Source organism: Cryomorphaceae bacterium, from assembly GCA_007695365.1.
Classification (GTDB): domain Bacteria; phylum Bacteroidota; class Bacteroidia; order Flavobacteriales_D; family SKUL01; genus SKUL01.
Genome location: REDV01000095.1, coordinates 40404 through 55285, shown reverse-complemented (window position 1 = coordinate 55285; position 14882 = coordinate 40404). Strand labels below are relative to the sequence as shown.

Here is a 14882-nt window from a genome sequence, read left to right as displayed (position 1 = left end):
GCATTTTCTTATTCCCACTCGGCCCTGGACAATGTGATTAGATACATTCAGAATCAAAAAGAGCATCATCGAAAAAGAACGTTCAAAGAGGAATACAAAGACTTTTTGGCCAAATACCAGATTGAACATCAGGATGAATACCTTTTCGAATGGATAGAATAAGACCCTGAAAGGGTCGAATGTATAAAGACAATCAAACCACAAAAAGGTACGACCCCGTCGGGGTCGAATTTATCCCACTACATGCAATGCTATGTAGGTTCAATCCCTTCGGGATGGTGAATTGGGCCAAAAAATGCGAATCCATTGAAATATGAGGCTGCAACCGAAAAATTGTATGGGAAGAATGCTATAGGCATTTTCTTATTCCCACTCGGCCCTGGACAATGTGATTAGATACATTCAGAATCAAAAAGAGCATCATCGAAAAAGAACGTTCAAAGAGGAATACAAAGACTTTTTGGCCAAATACCAGATTGAACATCAGGATGAATACCTTTTCGAATGGATAGAATAAGACCCTGAAAGGGTCGAATGTATAAAGACAATCAAACCACAAAAAGGTACGACCCCGTCGGGGTCGAATTTATCCCACTACATGCAATGCTATGTAGGTTCAATCCCTTCGGGATGGTGAATTGGGCCAAAAAATGCGAACCCATTGAAATATGAGACTTCAACCGAAAAATTGTATGGGAAGATTGCTATGAGATTTCACGATTCACCATCACTCACTCACCACCCCCACCTCTCTTCCATTCCCTGCAATCCCTGCAGGCCACCGGTGTGAACAAGGAGCAAGGTGGTACCACGCGCAAAGGCGCCCCTATCGATCATATCCCACACACCAAAAAACATTTTGGCCGTGTACACGGGATCGAGCTTAAAACCGTGCTCCCTGTAAAAATGCTGCATAAAGGCAATAAGATCAGGAGTAACGCGGGCGTATCCTCCAAAATGGTATTCCGTTTGGATGGTCCAATTGCGCGAAGCGCTACTGTGGCCTTCTGCAGCCACAAGTGCGGCTACTTCATCATCCAGAAAAGCGCCGTTCTTCAGTGCCGAAAAGCCCATAGCCTGCTGACCGGGTTGCAAAGCCATTGCGATTCCCGCCAATGTGGTTCCGGTTCCACAAGCCACCGCAACTTTGTCAAAAGGCATGGCCACTTCCTCAACAATCTCCTTGCAACCGCGCACTCCGGCCGCGTTGGCCCCGCCCTCAGGCACAAGGTATGAACCGGGATAATCATCCAGCAAAGCACGCTGAAAAGTTTCCTCATTTCGCAGGCGGTATTCAGAGCGCGACACATACTGCAGGTGCATTCCCTGCTCTGTTGCAAAGCGCAATGTGCTGTTGAGAGGCAGTGTTTCTTCGCCTCGCACCACTCCAATCGACGACATTCCCAACATGGCGCAGGCTCCTGCCGTGGCGTGCAGGTGGTTGCTATAAGCTCCACCAAAAGTGAGGATACGCGTACAACCGCGACGCCGGGCCTCCTGCAAATTATATTTCAGCTTTCGCCATTTATTGCCCGAAATGACCGGGTGGATGAGATCATCTCGCTTAACCCAGACAAACAGCCCTTTGCGCTCAAACAATGGTGATGTAAGTTCCTGAAGAGGCGAGGGTGTTGAAATGAATTCCATCGATGATTTTTCACTAGGCGCAGGCATTATGGAAAGCTTTAAGGCCAAAACATCCAGTCTGACAAAGAATCTTCACCGAGAAACCGAAGGCTCTGAGATAATGCGAGCCCTGAGTCTCACTCTCACATTCTCAAAGCGGCACGGCCCGGGTAAAAGGCCATCTTGCCAAGCTGCTCCTCGATGCGAAGAAGTTGGTTGTATTTCGCCACCCTGTCGCTGCGCGAAGCAGAGCCTGTTTTAATTTGCATGGTTTGGAGCGCCACAGCCAAATCGGCTATGGTGGTATCTTCGGTTTCGCCCGAACGGTGACTCATGACCGATGTATAACCATGACGTGTTGCGAGTTGAACTGCGTCGATGGTTTCAGTAAGTGTTCCGATTTGGTTTACCTTCACAAGAATGGAGTTGGCCACTCCATCGCTGATTCCACGCGATAAACGCTCGGTGTTGGTTACAAAGATATCGTCACCCACAAGCTGCACCTTGTCGTCCAGGGTTTCAGTAAGTTGTTTCCAGCCATTCCAGTCGTCTTCGTGCATTCCGTCTTCAATGGATACAATGGGATATTTCTTCACCCAGTTATCCCAATAGTTCACCATATCTGATGGGCTCAGCTCATCACCGGTTGATTCAAAACGGTAGAGTTTCTTTTCGGCGTTGTAAAACTCCGATGCTGCAGCGTCGAGTGCAATGGCGATATCGTCGCCGGGCTTGTAACCAGCCTTTTCAATGGCCTGCAAAACGGCTTCAAGGGCGGCTTCGTTGCTATCCAGTTGGGGGGCAAAACCGCCTTCATCGCCCACGTTGGTTGAATGGCCACCTTTTTTAAGCACTTCTTTCAGGTGGTGAAAAACCTCTACGCCCATCCGCAGGCCTTCGGAGAAGCTCTCCGCACCAATGGGCATCACCATAAATTCCTGGATATCTATTTTGTTGTCGGCATGTGCACCACCATTCAGTATATTCATCATGGGCACGGGCATGTAACTGGCCGACGGGCCGCCGATGTAGCGGTACAGGGGCATGCCTGCTTCCTGCGCTGCGGCTTTGGCTATTGCCAGCGAAACGCCAAGAATAGCGTTGGCGCCCAGTACGCTTTTGTTGTCACTGCCATCGATGCCTATCATGGCGCGATCAATCATTTGTTGCTCAAACACGTGGGCTCCGTGCAGCTCATTATTCAACACGTTAATCACATTCTGCATGGCCTTGGTAACCCCTTTTCCGAGGTATCGACCCGCATCTCCGTCGCGGAGTTCAACCGCTTCGTGCACCCCAGTTGAAGCACCCGATGGCACCGCTGCCCTGCCGAGTACTCCGTTTTCGGTGATTACATCAACTTCGAGGGTGGGGTTGCCGCGTGAATCGAGTATCTCGCGGGCTTGAATCTGCGCAATAAGTGACATATTGTGTTGGGTTTAAATCGTCAACATTTCGGACTTTACACCGGCCATATTCTCTACAAACTGATCAAAAAGGTAGCGTGAGTCATGCGGACCCGGTGAGGCTTCTGGGTGGTATTGCACCGAAAACACCGGGCGACCCTTGAGTCTCAGCCCAGCCAGGGTGCCGTCGTTGAGATGCACGTGGGTGATTTCCACTTCGGGGTGTGCTTCAGCGCCGGCGTAGTCAACCACAAAGCCGTGGTTCTGCGATGTTACCTCGCATTTTCCGGTAATCAGGTTCTTCACGGGATGGTTAATACCACGGTGGCCGTTAAACATTTTGGTGGTTTTGAGTCCCTGGCTCAGCGCCAGCACCTGGTGTCCTAAACAAATACCAAACACCGGTCGGCCGGTGGCTGCGATACCTTTTACAGTTTCAATCACTCCGGGCATGGCTGCAGGGTCGCCGGGACCATTAGAGAGCATGTATCCTTCAGGCTTCCAGGCTTCCATTTCATCGAGACCTGTGTGCATGGGAAATACGCGAACCACGCAACCACGTTCGGTAAGGCAACGAACAATATTTGTTTTTACGCCCAGATCCAGCAGAGCCACCTTCGGACCGTTGTTTCCTTCGCCTGCGGTGTAAGCCTTATCTGTGGTAACACGCGATGAAAGCTCAAGCCCTTGCATAGACGGCACTTCTGCGAGCCGCCTACGGAGTTCATCCAAATCTTCTATTTCAGAGGAGATAATGGCATTCATGGCCCCTTTATCGCGAATGTGGCGAACGAGGGCTCGTGTATCCACGTCGGCAATACCCACCAGGCCGTCGCGTTCCAGATAATCCTGAAGCGAAGCATCTCCGATGGGGCGACTGTAGGTTTTAGAAAACTTCTTCACCACCAGCCCGGATATCTTCACACCTTCGGATTCAACCTCTTCGCTGAAGGTTCCGTAGTTTCCGATGTGTGAGGTAGCCATTACGAGAATTTGCCCTACGTAGGACGGGTCTGTAAAGATTTCCTGGTATCCGGTCATTCCGGTGTTAAAAGCGATCTCGCCGGTAGTGGTTCCACGAGCACCTACCGACCTGCCTTTGAAGACGGTGCCATCTTCGAGCATCAGGGTTGTGTCAAAAGTTTCCATGGGTACAAATTTGGTCAAAAAAAAGGGATAATGCGGTTGGCATTATCCCTTTCGGTGTGAGTAATGTTGTCAATTTAGGCTTCGTCTTTTTTTGTTTCGCCGTCGCCTTCTTCTTTCTTCTCTTCGCTGGCGGGAGTCTCACCGGCGGCTGCATCAGGAGCAGAAGCTTCGGGATCCTCGTCGGTAGCCTTTTTCGTTGTGTCTTCTGCTTCGGCTGAAGTTTCAGCGGGTGCTGCCTCAGTAGCTTCTGCAGCGGCTGCTTCACCCTTGGGCTCTTCCTGCTTTACTTCAGCTTCGGCGGCAGGGGTTGCTTCCGGAGCACCTTGCTTTTTACCACCACGACGGCTTCTGCGCGATTTGGTTTTCTTCTCGGTGTTCAGCAACAGCTCGTTGAAGTCAACCAGTTCAACCATGCAAAGCTCGGCACCATCACCGAGGCGGCGACCGGTTTTAAGGATACGCACGTACCCTCCGGGGCGCTCGGCAATTTTAGGAGCTACTTCGCGAAACAGCTCAGTTACCGCCTCCTTGCTGCGCAGGTAGCTGAATACCACGCGGCGTGAGTGGGTTGAGTCTTCTTTTGATTTGGTGATCAACGGCTCAACGTATTTGCGCAATTCTTTACCTTTTGCGAGCGTGGTGTTGATGCGCTTGTGCTCAATAAGCGAGCAAGCCATGTTTGACAACATCAGTTCGCGGTGGCCTTTCTTACGTCCGAGCGGATTGATTTTCTTTCCGTGTCTCATCTTCTTGGTGTACTATGTTCAGCTTTGCTGAATGGGTTTTTAGTCTTTGTCAAGTTTGTATTTCGAAACGTTCATTCCGAAAGAGAGTCCTTTCGCTTCGATAAGGTCCTCGAGCTCAGTAAGCGACTTCTTACCGAAGTTGCGGAACTTGAGCAGGTCGTTCTTGTTGAAGCTAACCAGGTCTCCAAGGGTTTCGATGTCGGCTGCCTTGAGGCAGTTGAGCGCGCGCACCGAGAGGTCCATGTCAACCAGTTTGGTTTTGAGTAACTGACGCATGTGCAACGATGATTCGTCGAACTCTTCGGTTTCGAGTTTTTCTTCATTGTCGAGGGTAATTTTCTCGTCTGAGAAGAGCATAAAGTGATGAATCAGCACTTTTGCGGCTTCCTGAAGCGCATCTTTGGGGGTGATTGAACCGTCGCTTGTAAGCTCGATTACGAGTTTTTCGTAGTCGGTTTTCTGCTCAACACGGTAGTTTTCCACGTGGTAATTCACGTTTTTCACAGGGGTAAAGATGGCATCTGTAAAGATGGTTCCAACCGGAGCATTAGATACGCGATTCTCTTCGGCAGGAACATAACCGCGACCTTTGCTGATGGTGAGTTCCATTTCGAGTTTTACTTTGGGCTCGAGGTGGCAGATCACGTGGTCGGGGTTCAGTACCTGGAAAGCAGAAGTAAATTCACCGATATCGCCGGCTGTAATCACGTCTTTTCCGGTAATCGAAACGTTCACCTTTTCGGTTTCGGTATCGTCAATCTGACGCTTAAAGCGCACTTGTTTAAGGTTGAGCACAATGTTGGTCACATCCTCTACCACACCTTTGATGGTGGCGAATTCGTGATCTACACCTTCAATCTTCACGGAAGTGATGGCAAAGCCCTCGAGTGAAGAAAGCAAAATGCGGCGAAGTGCGTTACCGATGGTGATACCGAATCCCGGTTCAAGCGGTCTGAACTCAAACTGACCTGATTGGTGGTCAGAACTGATCATCACTACTTTATCGGGTTTCTGGAATTCTAAAATTGCCATGGCGGTCTATATTGACGGTTTGTTGTTCAGTGATTATTTCGAGTAAAGTTCCACGATGAGCTGCTCCTTGATATTCTCAGGGATTTGCTCGCGCTCAGGAAGGTTGAGGAAGGAGCCGCTCATGGTGTTGCGGTCAAACGACAACCAGTCGTGCTTCTTGTTGCTTGAAGCGAGCGCTGATGAAATTACTTCGAGCGATTTTGATTTCTCGCGTACAGCAATGCTATCGCCCGGACGCAACTCGTACGAAGGTACGTTCACCACTTCTCCGTTTACGGTGATGTGACGGTGCGTTACGAGCTGACGCGCCTGACGACGGCTGTTAGCGAGCCCCATGCGGAACACGGTGTTATCCAGGCGTGCCTCGCAGAACTGGAGCAGCAATACCCCGGTGATACCTTTTTTGCGTGAGGCACGCTCAAAGATGTTGCGGAACTGACGCTCCAGGATTCCATAGGTGTATTTGGCCTTTTGCTTCTCGGCGAGCTGCACGGCGTATTCCGATTGCTTGGAGCGGCGTTTGTCCGGTCCGTGCATTCCGGGGGGGTAGTTCTTGCGCTCAAGCGCTTTGTCGGGCCCAAAGATGGGCTCTTTGAACTTACGTGCAATCTTTGATTTGGGGCCTCTGTATCTTGCCATTACTGTGCTTTTTCTTGCGGATGATTATACTCTTCGTTTCTTGGGAGGACGGCATCCATTGTGAGGAAGCGGGGTTACGTCCACGATTTCGGTTACTTCGATACCGCTGTTGTGAATGGAGCGGATAGCAGATTCGCGGCCTGAGCCGGGACCTTTTACAAACACCTTCACCTTGCGCAGGCCGTATTCATAGGCTTCTTTCGCGCAATCCTCAGCAGCCACCTGGGCGGCGTAGGGGGTGTTCTTTTTTGAACCGCGGAAACCTTGTTTACCGGCCGAAGACCATGAAATCACCTGACCTTGTGCGTTGGTAAGCGATATGATGATGTTGTTGAAGGTAGCCTGGATGTGGGCTTGTCCAACCGCATCCACTTTTACCTGCTTTTTCTTTTTTGACGCTGCTTTTGCCATGTTTAAAGCTTATTTAGTAGCCTTCTTCTTGTTGGCTACGGTTTTTCTCTTTCCTTTTCGGGTACGCGAGTTGTTCTTGGTTCGCTGTCCGCGCAGGGGCAGCCCGGTACGGTGGCGAATACCACGGTAGCATCCGATGTCCATCAATCGCTTGATGTTGGTTTGGATTTCAGAACGGAGCGCTCCCTCTACCTTGATTTGATCGTTGATGATCGAACGGATGGCAGTAAGCTGCTCATCGTTCCAGTCGTTCACCTTCACTTCGAAACCAACATTGGCATCGGTCAGAATTTTGCGGGCCGTGGTCGATCCGATTCCGAAAATGTAGGTGAGAGCTACTTCTCCTCTCTTGTTTTTGGGCAAGTCAATCCCTGCTATACGAGCCATAATTCAGTGCGTATTAATTATCCTTGTCGTTGTTTTAACTTGGGGTTTTTCTTGTTGATGATGTACAACTTCCCCTTTCGCCGTACAATCTTGCAATCGGCGCTTCGTTTTTTGAGTGATGCTCTGATTTTCATCGCTTCCTTCTTTGGGGTTCCAACCGGAACCTATTTGTATCTGAATGTTATTCTTCCTTTTGTTAAGTCGTATGGCGACATTTCCACTTTCACTTTATCACCGGGGAGAATGCGGATGTAGTTCATTCGCATTTTACCAGAGATGTGCGCAACGATGGTATGACCGTTTTCCAGCTCTACCTTGAACATTGCGTTGGAGAGTGCCTCCACAATTACGCCGTCCTGCTCTATGGATGTTTGTTTTGCCATGATTTGTTTTATCCTGTCATTCCAAACACAGAATCTCTTCTGCCCTTGAGTCGGCCGGTTTCCATCAATCCGTCGTAGTGACGCATCAACAGGTGGCTTTCAATTTGCTGCAGTGTATCAAGAATTACCCCAACCATGATCAGCAGAGAGGTTCCTCCGAAGAAAATGGCAAAGCCCTGCTTTACGCCAAACTGAACTGCAAAAGCAGGCAGGATAGCCACCAGACCCAGGAAAATGGACCCCGGCAGGGTAATGCGCGAAAGCACTGTATCAATAAAGTCGGCAGTTTCACGACCGGGTTTTACACCGGGAATAAAGCCGCCGTTACGCTTCAGGTTATCGGCCATTTCGTTGTGGTTCACTGTAATGGCTGTGTAGAAGTAGGTAAATGCAATAATCACCACAAAGAACAACACGTTATACCAGAGTCCGTTAAAATCCACCAACGAATTCAGGAACGCTCCGGGCTCAGCCTCGAGGGCCTGAGCCACATAAAGCGGAATGAACATGATTGCCTGGGCAAAGATGATAGGCATTACCCCTGCTGCGTTCACCTTGAGCGGAAGGTACTGACGTGCTCCTTGCACCTGTGCTCCTCCCGGTCCGGCAGTTCGGCGGGCAAATTGAATAGGTACACGTCGAACGGCTTGCACCAGCGCAACTGTTGCACCGATTACCACGAGCAGAATCACCATTTCAATGAGGAGAATTACCAAGCCTCCACCACCTGGGCCGAGGCGCCCTACTACTTCCTGTGCAAAGGCTGTGGGCAACCCGGCAATGATACCAATCATGATAATCATTGAGATTCCGTTTCCGATTCCTTTGTCGGTAATCTTTTCTCCCAGCCACATTACAAAGAGTGTACCTGTAGAAAGGATAATGGTTGTCATGGTCCACCAGAAAGCGGTATCATCCAGACGCGCTTCGGCAGGCACGGTAGCCACGATATAGGTGGGTGCCTGGAAAACGGTAATCAGGATGGTGAGCAAACGGGTGTACTGTGTGATTTTCTTTCGACCGCTTTCACCTTCTTTCTGCATCTTTTGGATGGCTGGAACCGCCACACCCATCAACTGCATGATAATCGAAGCAGAGATGTAGGGCATAATTCCCAGCGCGAAGATAGACGCACGAGAGAAAGCTCCTCCGGTAAAGAGTGAGAGCAGGTCGCCAAGACCTCCTCCACCACCGGCATTGGCTACTTCGAGTGCCGCCGAGTCAACACCGGGAAGCACCACAAAAGATCCGATTCGGTAAATAAGCAGGAAACCCAGGGTAATGAGAATCCTGAACCGAAGGTCTTCGATTTTCCAGATGTTCTTGATGGTATCGATAAAGTTCTTCATGCCGTTTACAGGATTACCGCTTCACCTCCCTGCTTTTCGATGGCCGCTTTGGCCGAAGCAGAAAAAGCGTGTGCTTTTACGGTCAGTTTGGTATTGATTTCACCACGTCCGAGAATTTTCACCCGGTCGCTTTTATTAGCAAGGCCGCGCTCGATGAGCGTTTCGAGGTTAATTTCGGTGAGCTTGTGCTCATCTGCAAGCCCCTGAAGCGTATCCACGTTTACTCCGCGGAATTCCTTGCGATTGATGTTTTTGAAACCAAATTTGGGCACGCGGCGTTGCAGGGGCATTTGGCCTCCTTCAAAACCTTTCTTGCGCGAGTAGCCAGAGCGTGATTTTGCTCCTTTGTGTCCGCGTGTTGATGTGCCTCCGTGTCCGGAGCCTTCGCCCCTGCCAACTCGCTTTCGCTTCTTAACAGATCCTTCGGCTGGCTTAAGTTTACTCAGATCCATGATATCTTTTTGTTGCATGTTATTACTTTACCTCTTCAACCTGAAGCAGGTGTTTTACTTTGTGAATCATCCCGAGAATCTGCGGTGTAGCTTCTTTCTCTACAGGGCGGTTCATTCTTTTGATGCCAAGTGCTACCAGGGTTGCCTTTTGGTCCTTGGGCCGCTTAATGGCGCTTTTTACTTGAACAATTTTCACTTTGGCCATGACGCTCTTTGTTAACCGTTGAATACTTTATCGAGTGGAACTCCGCGGTGAGCTGCTACGGTGTAGGCATCACGCATTTTTTGGAGTGCATCCAGGGTAGCCTTTACCACGTTGTGCGGGTTTGACGATCCCTGAGATTTTGCAAGTACGTCGTGTACACCTACACTTTCGAGCACGGCACGCATCGCACCACCAGCAATTACTCCTGTACCACTTGCGGCGGGCTTCAGGAAAACCAAGGCACCACCGTACTTACCGTATTGCTCATGGGGTACTGTTCCGTTTACAATAGGAACTTTGATGAGGTTTTTCTTGGCGTCATCAATACCTTTGGCAATGGCGGAGGTTACTTCGTTGGCTTTTCCCAGTCCGTGACCTACCACACCATTTTCATTTCCTACTACCACGATGGCAGAGAAGGTGAAGGTTCTACCTCCTTTGGTTACCTTGGTAACACGGTTGATGGCCACGAGCTTATCTTTCAGCTCGATGTCACTCGATTTTACTCTTCTGACGTTTTCTGTTGACATGACTTTCCTTTCGTTAGAATTTGAGACCAGCTTCGCGGGCAGCTTCGGCAAAATATTTCACACGACCGTGGTAGAGGTATCCGCTGCGATCAAAAACCACATTGGTAAAACCTGCAGCGATTACTTTTTCGGCCATAGCCTTTCCAATAAGCTTTGCCTGCTCAATCTTGGCGATGCCTTGAGCTTCTTTCAATCCCAGTGAGTTGCATGAAGCAAGGGTTTTTCCGGTGCTGTCATCAATCAGTTGAGCGTAAAACTGGGTGTTGCTGCGAAATACGCAAAGACGGGGGCGCTCAATGGTACCACGGGACTTATCCAGTGACCGGCGCTTGATTCGCATACGACGCTGTTCTTTACTTAGTGCCATTTCTCAATGTTTGTTATTTAGAGGCCGATTTTCCGGCTTTTCTTCTCAGTTGTTCGCCCACGTAGCGAATACCTTTTCCTTTGTATGGTTCAGGCTTGCGGAATGAGCGGATTTTAGCGGCTACCATACCCACCAGTTGCTTATCGTGCGACTCGAGTGTGATAACAGGGTTTTTACCTTTTTCGGTTACGGCCTCCACCTTTACTTCAGACGGAATTTCGAACACGATAGGGTGTGAATATCCGAGGCTGAGTTCCAGCAACTGACCGGTGGTTTTGGCACGGTATCCAACCCCTACCAGCTCCTGCTTGATGATGAAGCCATTTGAAACACCTTCTACCATGTTGTTCAGCAGGGCGCGGGTAAGTCCGTGCTGTGAGCGGGTAGATTTCTCTTCGTTGGCGCGCTCTACGGTAACCACTCCTTCTTCAATCTTTACAGACAGGTTATCGGCCAGAGGCTGCGAAAGCTCACCTTTGGGGCCTTTCACTGTTACCACGTTATCGTCGGAAACCTTAAGCTCTACTCCGCCTGGCAGGTTGATGATTGCCTTTCCTATTCTTGACATAACTTCTGGTTTAGTAAACGCGGCAGAGAACTTCTCCACCCACATTTTGTTGTTTGGCCTCCTTGTCGGTCATCACTCCACTGGAGGTTGACAGGATGGCAATTCCGAGTCCGTTCAGTACCCGCGGCATGTTATCGGCTCCCACGTAGTATCGCAATCCCGGGCGGCTGGCGCGCTCAATTTTGCGAATAGCGGGAATCTTGGTTCGCGGGTTGTACTTAAGGGCGATTTTGATGGTGCCCTGTTTTCCGTCCTCTTCAAACTTGTAGTTGAGGATATAACCTTTCTCCTTAAGGATCTTGGTAATCTCCTTTTTGAGGTTTGAAGCGGGAATTTCAACCACTTTGTGACGTGCGCTCACCGCGTTGCGGATGCGTGTCAGGTAGTCGGATATTGGATCGCTATACATGATCGTTTCTTTTTACTTCGTTTACCAACTGGCTTTTGTAACTCCGGGAATAAGGCCAAAAACTGCCATTTCGCGGAAAGTAACCCGTGAAATTCCAAACTGGCGCATGTAACCGCGCGGACGGCCTGTGAGCTGACAGCGGTTGTGCAGACGCACTTTGGATGAGTTCTTGGGGAGCTTCTGGAGACCTTCCCAGTCGCCGGCAGCTTTAAGGGCTGCGCGTTTTTCGGCGTATTTTTCCACCATTCTCTGGCGTTTACGCTCCCGGGCTTTCATTGATTCTTTTGCCATGCTTCAATTATTTTTTCGCGAACGGAAATCCGAATTCGTTTAACAATGCTTTTGCTTCTTCATCGGTTTGGGCGGTAGTCACAAAGGTGATGTCCATACCGTTGATGTTTTTCACTTTGTCGATATCAATCTCCGGAAAGATGATTTGCTCTTTCACGCCCATGGTGAAGTTTCCGCGACCGTCGAAACCGGTTGCTTTCACCCCGCGGAAGTCGCGCGTACGTGGCAGAGATACTGACAGAAGTCGGTCGAGGAATTCGTACATACGATCACCGCGAAGGGTTACACGCGCTCCGATGGGCATACCTTTACGGAGTTTGAAGTTCGAGATGTCTTTTCGCGAGTAGGACGCAACTGCGCGCTGGCCGGCAATGGAAGACATTTCCTCGATGGCGTGTTCAACAATTCGTTTATCGGCTACGGCATCTCCGAGACCTTGATTGATGCAGATTTTCTGGATTACCGGAACTTGCATCACGCTTGAGTAGTTAAAATGCTTCATCAAAGCAGGAACTACTTCTTCGCGGTACTTGGTTTTTAATCTTGGCGTGTACATTACTTTACAACCTCCCCTGATTTTTTGTAATACCTAACTAATTTTCCGTTGTCGTCCTGCTTTCGCCCGATTCGACTAACCTCTTTGGTAGCGGGGTCAACGAGCATAAGGTTCGACACGTGGATACCGGCTTCCTTTTCAATGATACCACCCTGCGGGCTGGAAGCGGTGGGCTTCACATGGCGCTTAACCATATTGAGGCCTTCAACGAGCGCGCGGTTGGTTTTGCGATCTACGGATACAACGCGTCCGGTTTCACCCTTTGCGTTTCCGGCCATCACCTTCACCTGGTCGCCCTTTTTGATATGCAATTTCTTTGTCATCTTGATGCGGTATTTAGATCACCTCGGGTGCCAGTGATACAATCTTCATAAACTGCTTGTCGCGAAGCTCACGCGCTACCGGGCCAAAGATTCGCGTTCCGCGCATTTCGCCGGCGTTATTCAACAGCACGGCTGCGTTTTCGTCAAAGCGGATATAAGATCCGTCCGGACGGCGAACTTCTTTTTTGGTGCGTACCACAACGGCTTTCGACACGCTTCCTTTTTTCACGTTGCTGTTGGGCATCGCATCTTTTACCGATACCACAATGGTATCACCAATGGAAGCGTAGCGACGACCGGTTCCACCCAGGACCCGGATGCAGAGCACTTCTTTTGCTCCGCTGTTGTCTGCCACTTTTAATCTGCTTTCCTGTTGTATCATCGCTGATTCTTATTAGCCTGTTGTTACTTCGCTTTTTCGATAATTTCAACCAATCGCCAGCACTTTGACTTGCTCAGCGGGCGGGTTTCCATGATGCGCACACGGTCGCCAATTCCCGACTCCTGCTTTTCGTCGTGGGCCATGAACTTACGCGACTTCTTGATGAATTTTCCGTAAGCCGGGTGCTTCACTTTGCTCTCAACAGATACCAGGATAGACTTGTCCATCTTGTTGCTGACAACAATGCCGATGCGCTCTTTTCTTAAATTTCTTTCGCTCATTGTGTTACTTGTTAGCTTGCAATTCTCTTTTACGAAGTTCGGTCCGGAGGCGTGCCAATACGCGACGTTTGTTGCGGATTTGCAGGGGGTTCTCCAGGCTCGAAACCGTGTGCGACATGCGCAATTTCTCAAATGCTTCCGACTCTACCATGAGCTTGTCTTTCAGCTCATCCAATGTCAGTTCTACAATCTCTGCTGTTTTCATGATTCGGATGCGTTTATTCTGCGTAATCAGTTCGTACTACAAATTTGGTTCGCACGGGAAGTTTCTGAGCTGCGAGGCGCATGGCTTCTTTGGCGATATCCATAGGAACTCCTTCCGCTTCGAACATAATTCTGCCCGGACGTACAACCGCTACCCAGTGGCTGGGAGCCCCTTTTCCCTTACCCATACGTACTTCGGCGGGTTTGGCTGTGATAGGCTTATCTGGAAAAATGCGGATCCACACTTTTCCTTCACGCTTCATGTATCGTGTTACCGCGATACGTGCAGCCTCAATCTGCCGTGAGGTAATGAAGCCCTCATCGAGGGTTTTGAGTCCGAAACTTCCGAAGGCCAATTGTGCACCGCGGGTAGCATTACCCTTGATGCGGCCTTTCATCATCTTGCGGTACTTCGTTCTTTTCGGTTGTAACATCGCTTATCTTTTTACTTGCTCAGTATGCGTTCTTATCTTCTTTTGCGTGGTCCTCCGGCAGGTTTAGCGGGTCCACCTTTTCCTTTGGCCTGGCCAATGTTGGGTGATAGGTCGCGTTTTCCGTACACTTCACCCTTACAAATCCAAACCTTTACTCCGATACGACCCATTTTGGTGTGTGCCTCAGAAAGCGCGTAGTCAATGTCTGCGCGGAAAGTGTGCAAAGGAGTACGTCCTTCTTTAAAACTTTCCTGACGCGCCATTTCAGCACCATTCAAACGACCGGCAATACCAACTTTGATTCCTTCAGCTCCCATTCGCATGGTTGAAGCAATGGCCATTTTAATGGCACGGCGGTAAGAGATACGGCCTTCTATCTGACGGGCAATGCTGTCGGCTACCAAACGGGCATCCAACTCGGGCCGCTTAATCTCAAAAATATTGATCTGCACTTCCTTGCCGGTGAGTTTTTTCAACTCTTCCTTTAATTTGTCAACCTCGCTTCCACCTTTACCGATGATTACACCGGGGCGGGCAGTATTGATGGTAACGGTAACCAGCTTCAGTGTGCGCTCAATGATAATTTGCGACACGCTGGCTTTGTGCAGACGCGCATTGAGGTACTTGCGGATTTTGTCATCCTCTACAAGTTTATCCGTGTAGTTGCGGCCTCCGTACCAATTCGAATCCCATCCTTTGATGTATCCGAGTCTGTTTCCGATTGGGTTAGTCTTTTGTCCCATATTGCTTTG

The 14882-nt window shown here is 49.7% G+C and carries 26 protein-coding genes and 1 pseudogene; 2 read left to right on the top strand and 25 right to left on the bottom strand.

Annotated elements, in window-relative coordinates; all coding sequences use genetic code 11:
* The coding region (locus tag EA392_10105; protein TVR38439.1) for a transposase at positions 1-162 on the top strand (162 nt) is incomplete at its 5' end.
* Positions 163-355: 193 nt separating this feature from the next.
* Positions 356-517, top strand: a pseudogene (locus EA392_10100) (transposase).
* A gap of 218 nt (positions 518-735) precedes the next feature.
* On the opposite strand, the gene EA392_10095 reads toward EA392_10100, so the two are convergent.
* The 25 genes from EA392_10095 to EA392_09975 all read right to left on the bottom strand — a co-directional run bounded on the left by EA392_10095 (position 736) and on the right by EA392_09975 (position 14873).
* Positions 736-1647 (bottom strand): 1-aminocyclopropane-1-carboxylate deaminase/D-cysteine desulfhydrase, encoded by a 912-nt coding sequence (locus EA392_10095; protein TVR38444.1) that lies wholly within the window; start codon positions 1645-1647, stop codon positions 736-738.
* Between the two features lie 122 nt (positions 1648-1769).
* Positions 1770-3053, bottom strand: a complete 1284-nt coding sequence (locus tag EA392_10090; protein TVR38438.1) for a phosphopyruvate hydratase — start codon at positions 3051-3053, stop codon at positions 1770-1772.
* Between the two features lie 12 nt (positions 3054-3065).
* Entirely contained in the window at positions 3066-4181 is a 1116-nt protein-coding gene (locus EA392_10085; GenBank protein ID TVR38443.1) for a carbamoyl-phosphate synthase small subunit, read from the bottom strand.
* Between the two features lie 74 nt (positions 4182-4255).
* Positions 4256-4927, bottom strand: coding sequence for a 50S ribosomal protein L17 (locus EA392_10080; protein ID TVR38437.1), 672 nt, complete (start codon positions 4925-4927; stop codon positions 4256-4258).
* Positions 4928-4966: 39 nt separating this feature from the next.
* Positions 4967-5959 carry a DNA-directed RNA polymerase subunit alpha gene (locus tag EA392_10075; protein ID TVR38436.1) on the bottom strand — a complete coding sequence of 331 codons (993 nt, stop codon included), beginning with the start codon at positions 5957-5959 and terminating at the stop codon, positions 4967-4969.
* Between the two features lie 33 nt (positions 5960-5992).
* Entirely contained in the window at positions 5993-6598 is a 606-nt protein-coding gene (locus tag EA392_10070) for a 30S ribosomal protein S4 (GenBank protein TVR38435.1), read from the bottom strand.
* Between the two features lie 24 nt (positions 6599-6622).
* A complete protein-coding gene (locus EA392_10065; protein ID TVR38434.1) occupies positions 6623-7009 on the bottom strand; it encodes a 30S ribosomal protein S11 in 387 nt (128 codons plus the stop codon).
* 9 nt (positions 7010-7018) lie between these two features.
* On the bottom strand, positions 7019-7396 hold the full coding sequence (locus tag EA392_10060; protein TVR38433.1) for a 30S ribosomal protein S13: 378 nt from the start codon (positions 7394-7396) through the stop codon (positions 7019-7021).
* Between the two features lie 17 nt (positions 7397-7413).
* Positions 7414-7530 (bottom strand): 50S ribosomal protein L36, encoded by a 117-nt coding sequence (locus EA392_10055; protein ID TVR38432.1) that lies wholly within the window; start codon positions 7528-7530, stop codon positions 7414-7416.
* A 30-nt stretch (positions 7531-7560) separates the two neighbouring features.
* Positions 7561-7779, bottom strand: coding sequence for a translation initiation factor IF-1 (locus EA392_10050; protein TVR38431.1), 219 nt, complete (start codon positions 7777-7779; stop codon positions 7561-7563).
* Between the two features lie 8 nt (positions 7780-7787).
* Positions 7788-9128 carry a preprotein translocase subunit SecY gene (gene secY, locus EA392_10045; GenBank protein TVR38430.1) on the bottom strand — a complete coding sequence of 447 codons (1341 nt, stop codon included), beginning with the start codon at positions 9126-9128 and terminating at the stop codon, positions 7788-7790.
* A gap of 5 nt (positions 9129-9133) precedes the next feature.
* Entirely contained in the window at positions 9134-9580 is a 447-nt protein-coding gene (locus EA392_10040) for a 50S ribosomal protein L15 (GenBank protein TVR38442.1), read from the bottom strand.
* 22 nt (positions 9581-9602) lie between these two features.
* A complete protein-coding gene (locus EA392_10035; GenBank protein ID TVR38429.1) occupies positions 9603-9785 on the bottom strand; it encodes a 50S ribosomal protein L30 in 183 nt (60 codons plus the stop codon).
* An 11-nt stretch (positions 9786-9796) separates the two neighbouring features.
* On the bottom strand, positions 9797-10315 hold the full coding sequence (locus EA392_10030) for a 30S ribosomal protein S5 (GenBank protein ID TVR38428.1): 519 nt from the start codon (positions 10313-10315) through the stop codon (positions 9797-9799).
* Between the two features lie 13 nt (positions 10316-10328).
* Entirely contained in the window at positions 10329-10682 is a 354-nt protein-coding gene (locus EA392_10025) for a 50S ribosomal protein L18 (protein ID TVR38427.1), read from the bottom strand.
* A 13-nt stretch (positions 10683-10695) separates the two neighbouring features.
* A complete protein-coding gene (locus EA392_10020) occupies positions 10696-11250 on the bottom strand; it encodes a 50S ribosomal protein L6 (GenBank protein ID TVR38426.1) in 555 nt (184 codons plus the stop codon).
* Between the two features lie 10 nt (positions 11251-11260).
* Positions 11261-11659 (bottom strand): 30S ribosomal protein S8, encoded by a 399-nt coding sequence (locus EA392_10015; protein TVR38425.1) that lies wholly within the window; start codon positions 11657-11659, stop codon positions 11261-11263.
* Positions 11660-11680: 21 nt separating this feature from the next.
* A complete protein-coding gene (locus EA392_10010; GenBank protein TVR38424.1) occupies positions 11681-11950 on the bottom strand; it encodes a 30S ribosomal protein S14 in 270 nt (89 codons plus the stop codon).
* Positions 11951-11957: 7 nt separating this feature from the next.
* A complete protein-coding gene (locus EA392_10005; protein TVR38423.1) occupies positions 11958-12506 on the bottom strand; it encodes a 50S ribosomal protein L5 in 549 nt (182 codons plus the stop codon).
* A complete protein-coding gene (locus EA392_10000; protein TVR38422.1) occupies positions 12506-12829 on the bottom strand; it encodes a 50S ribosomal protein L24 in 324 nt (107 codons plus the stop codon). Before EA392_10000 ends, EA392_10005 begins: the two co-directional genes overlap by 1 nt.
* 13 nt (positions 12830-12842) lie before the next feature.
* Positions 12843-13211, bottom strand: coding sequence for a 50S ribosomal protein L14 (locus tag EA392_09995; GenBank protein TVR38421.1), 369 nt, complete (start codon positions 13209-13211; stop codon positions 12843-12845).
* 23 nt (positions 13212-13234) lie between these two features.
* The gene (locus EA392_09990; protein ID TVR38420.1) at positions 13235-13492 is read right to left on the bottom strand and encodes a 30S ribosomal protein S17; all 258 of its coding nucleotides are present in this window, start codon (positions 13490-13492) and stop codon (positions 13235-13237) included.
* Between the two features lie 4 nt (positions 13493-13496).
* Positions 13497-13697, bottom strand: a complete 201-nt coding sequence (locus EA392_09985) for a 50S ribosomal protein L29 (GenBank protein TVR38419.1) — start codon at positions 13695-13697, stop codon at positions 13497-13499.
* A gap of 13 nt (positions 13698-13710) precedes the next feature.
* Positions 13711-14130 carry a 50S ribosomal protein L16 gene (locus tag EA392_09980; protein TVR38418.1) on the bottom strand — a complete coding sequence of 140 codons (420 nt, stop codon included), beginning with the start codon at positions 14128-14130 and terminating at the stop codon, positions 13711-13713.
* Positions 14131-14162: 32 nt separating this feature from the next.
* The gene (locus EA392_09975) at positions 14163-14873 is read right to left on the bottom strand and encodes a 30S ribosomal protein S3 (GenBank protein ID TVR38417.1); all 711 of its coding nucleotides are present in this window, start codon (positions 14871-14873) and stop codon (positions 14163-14165) included.
* Positions 14874-14882 lie beyond the last annotated feature (9 nt).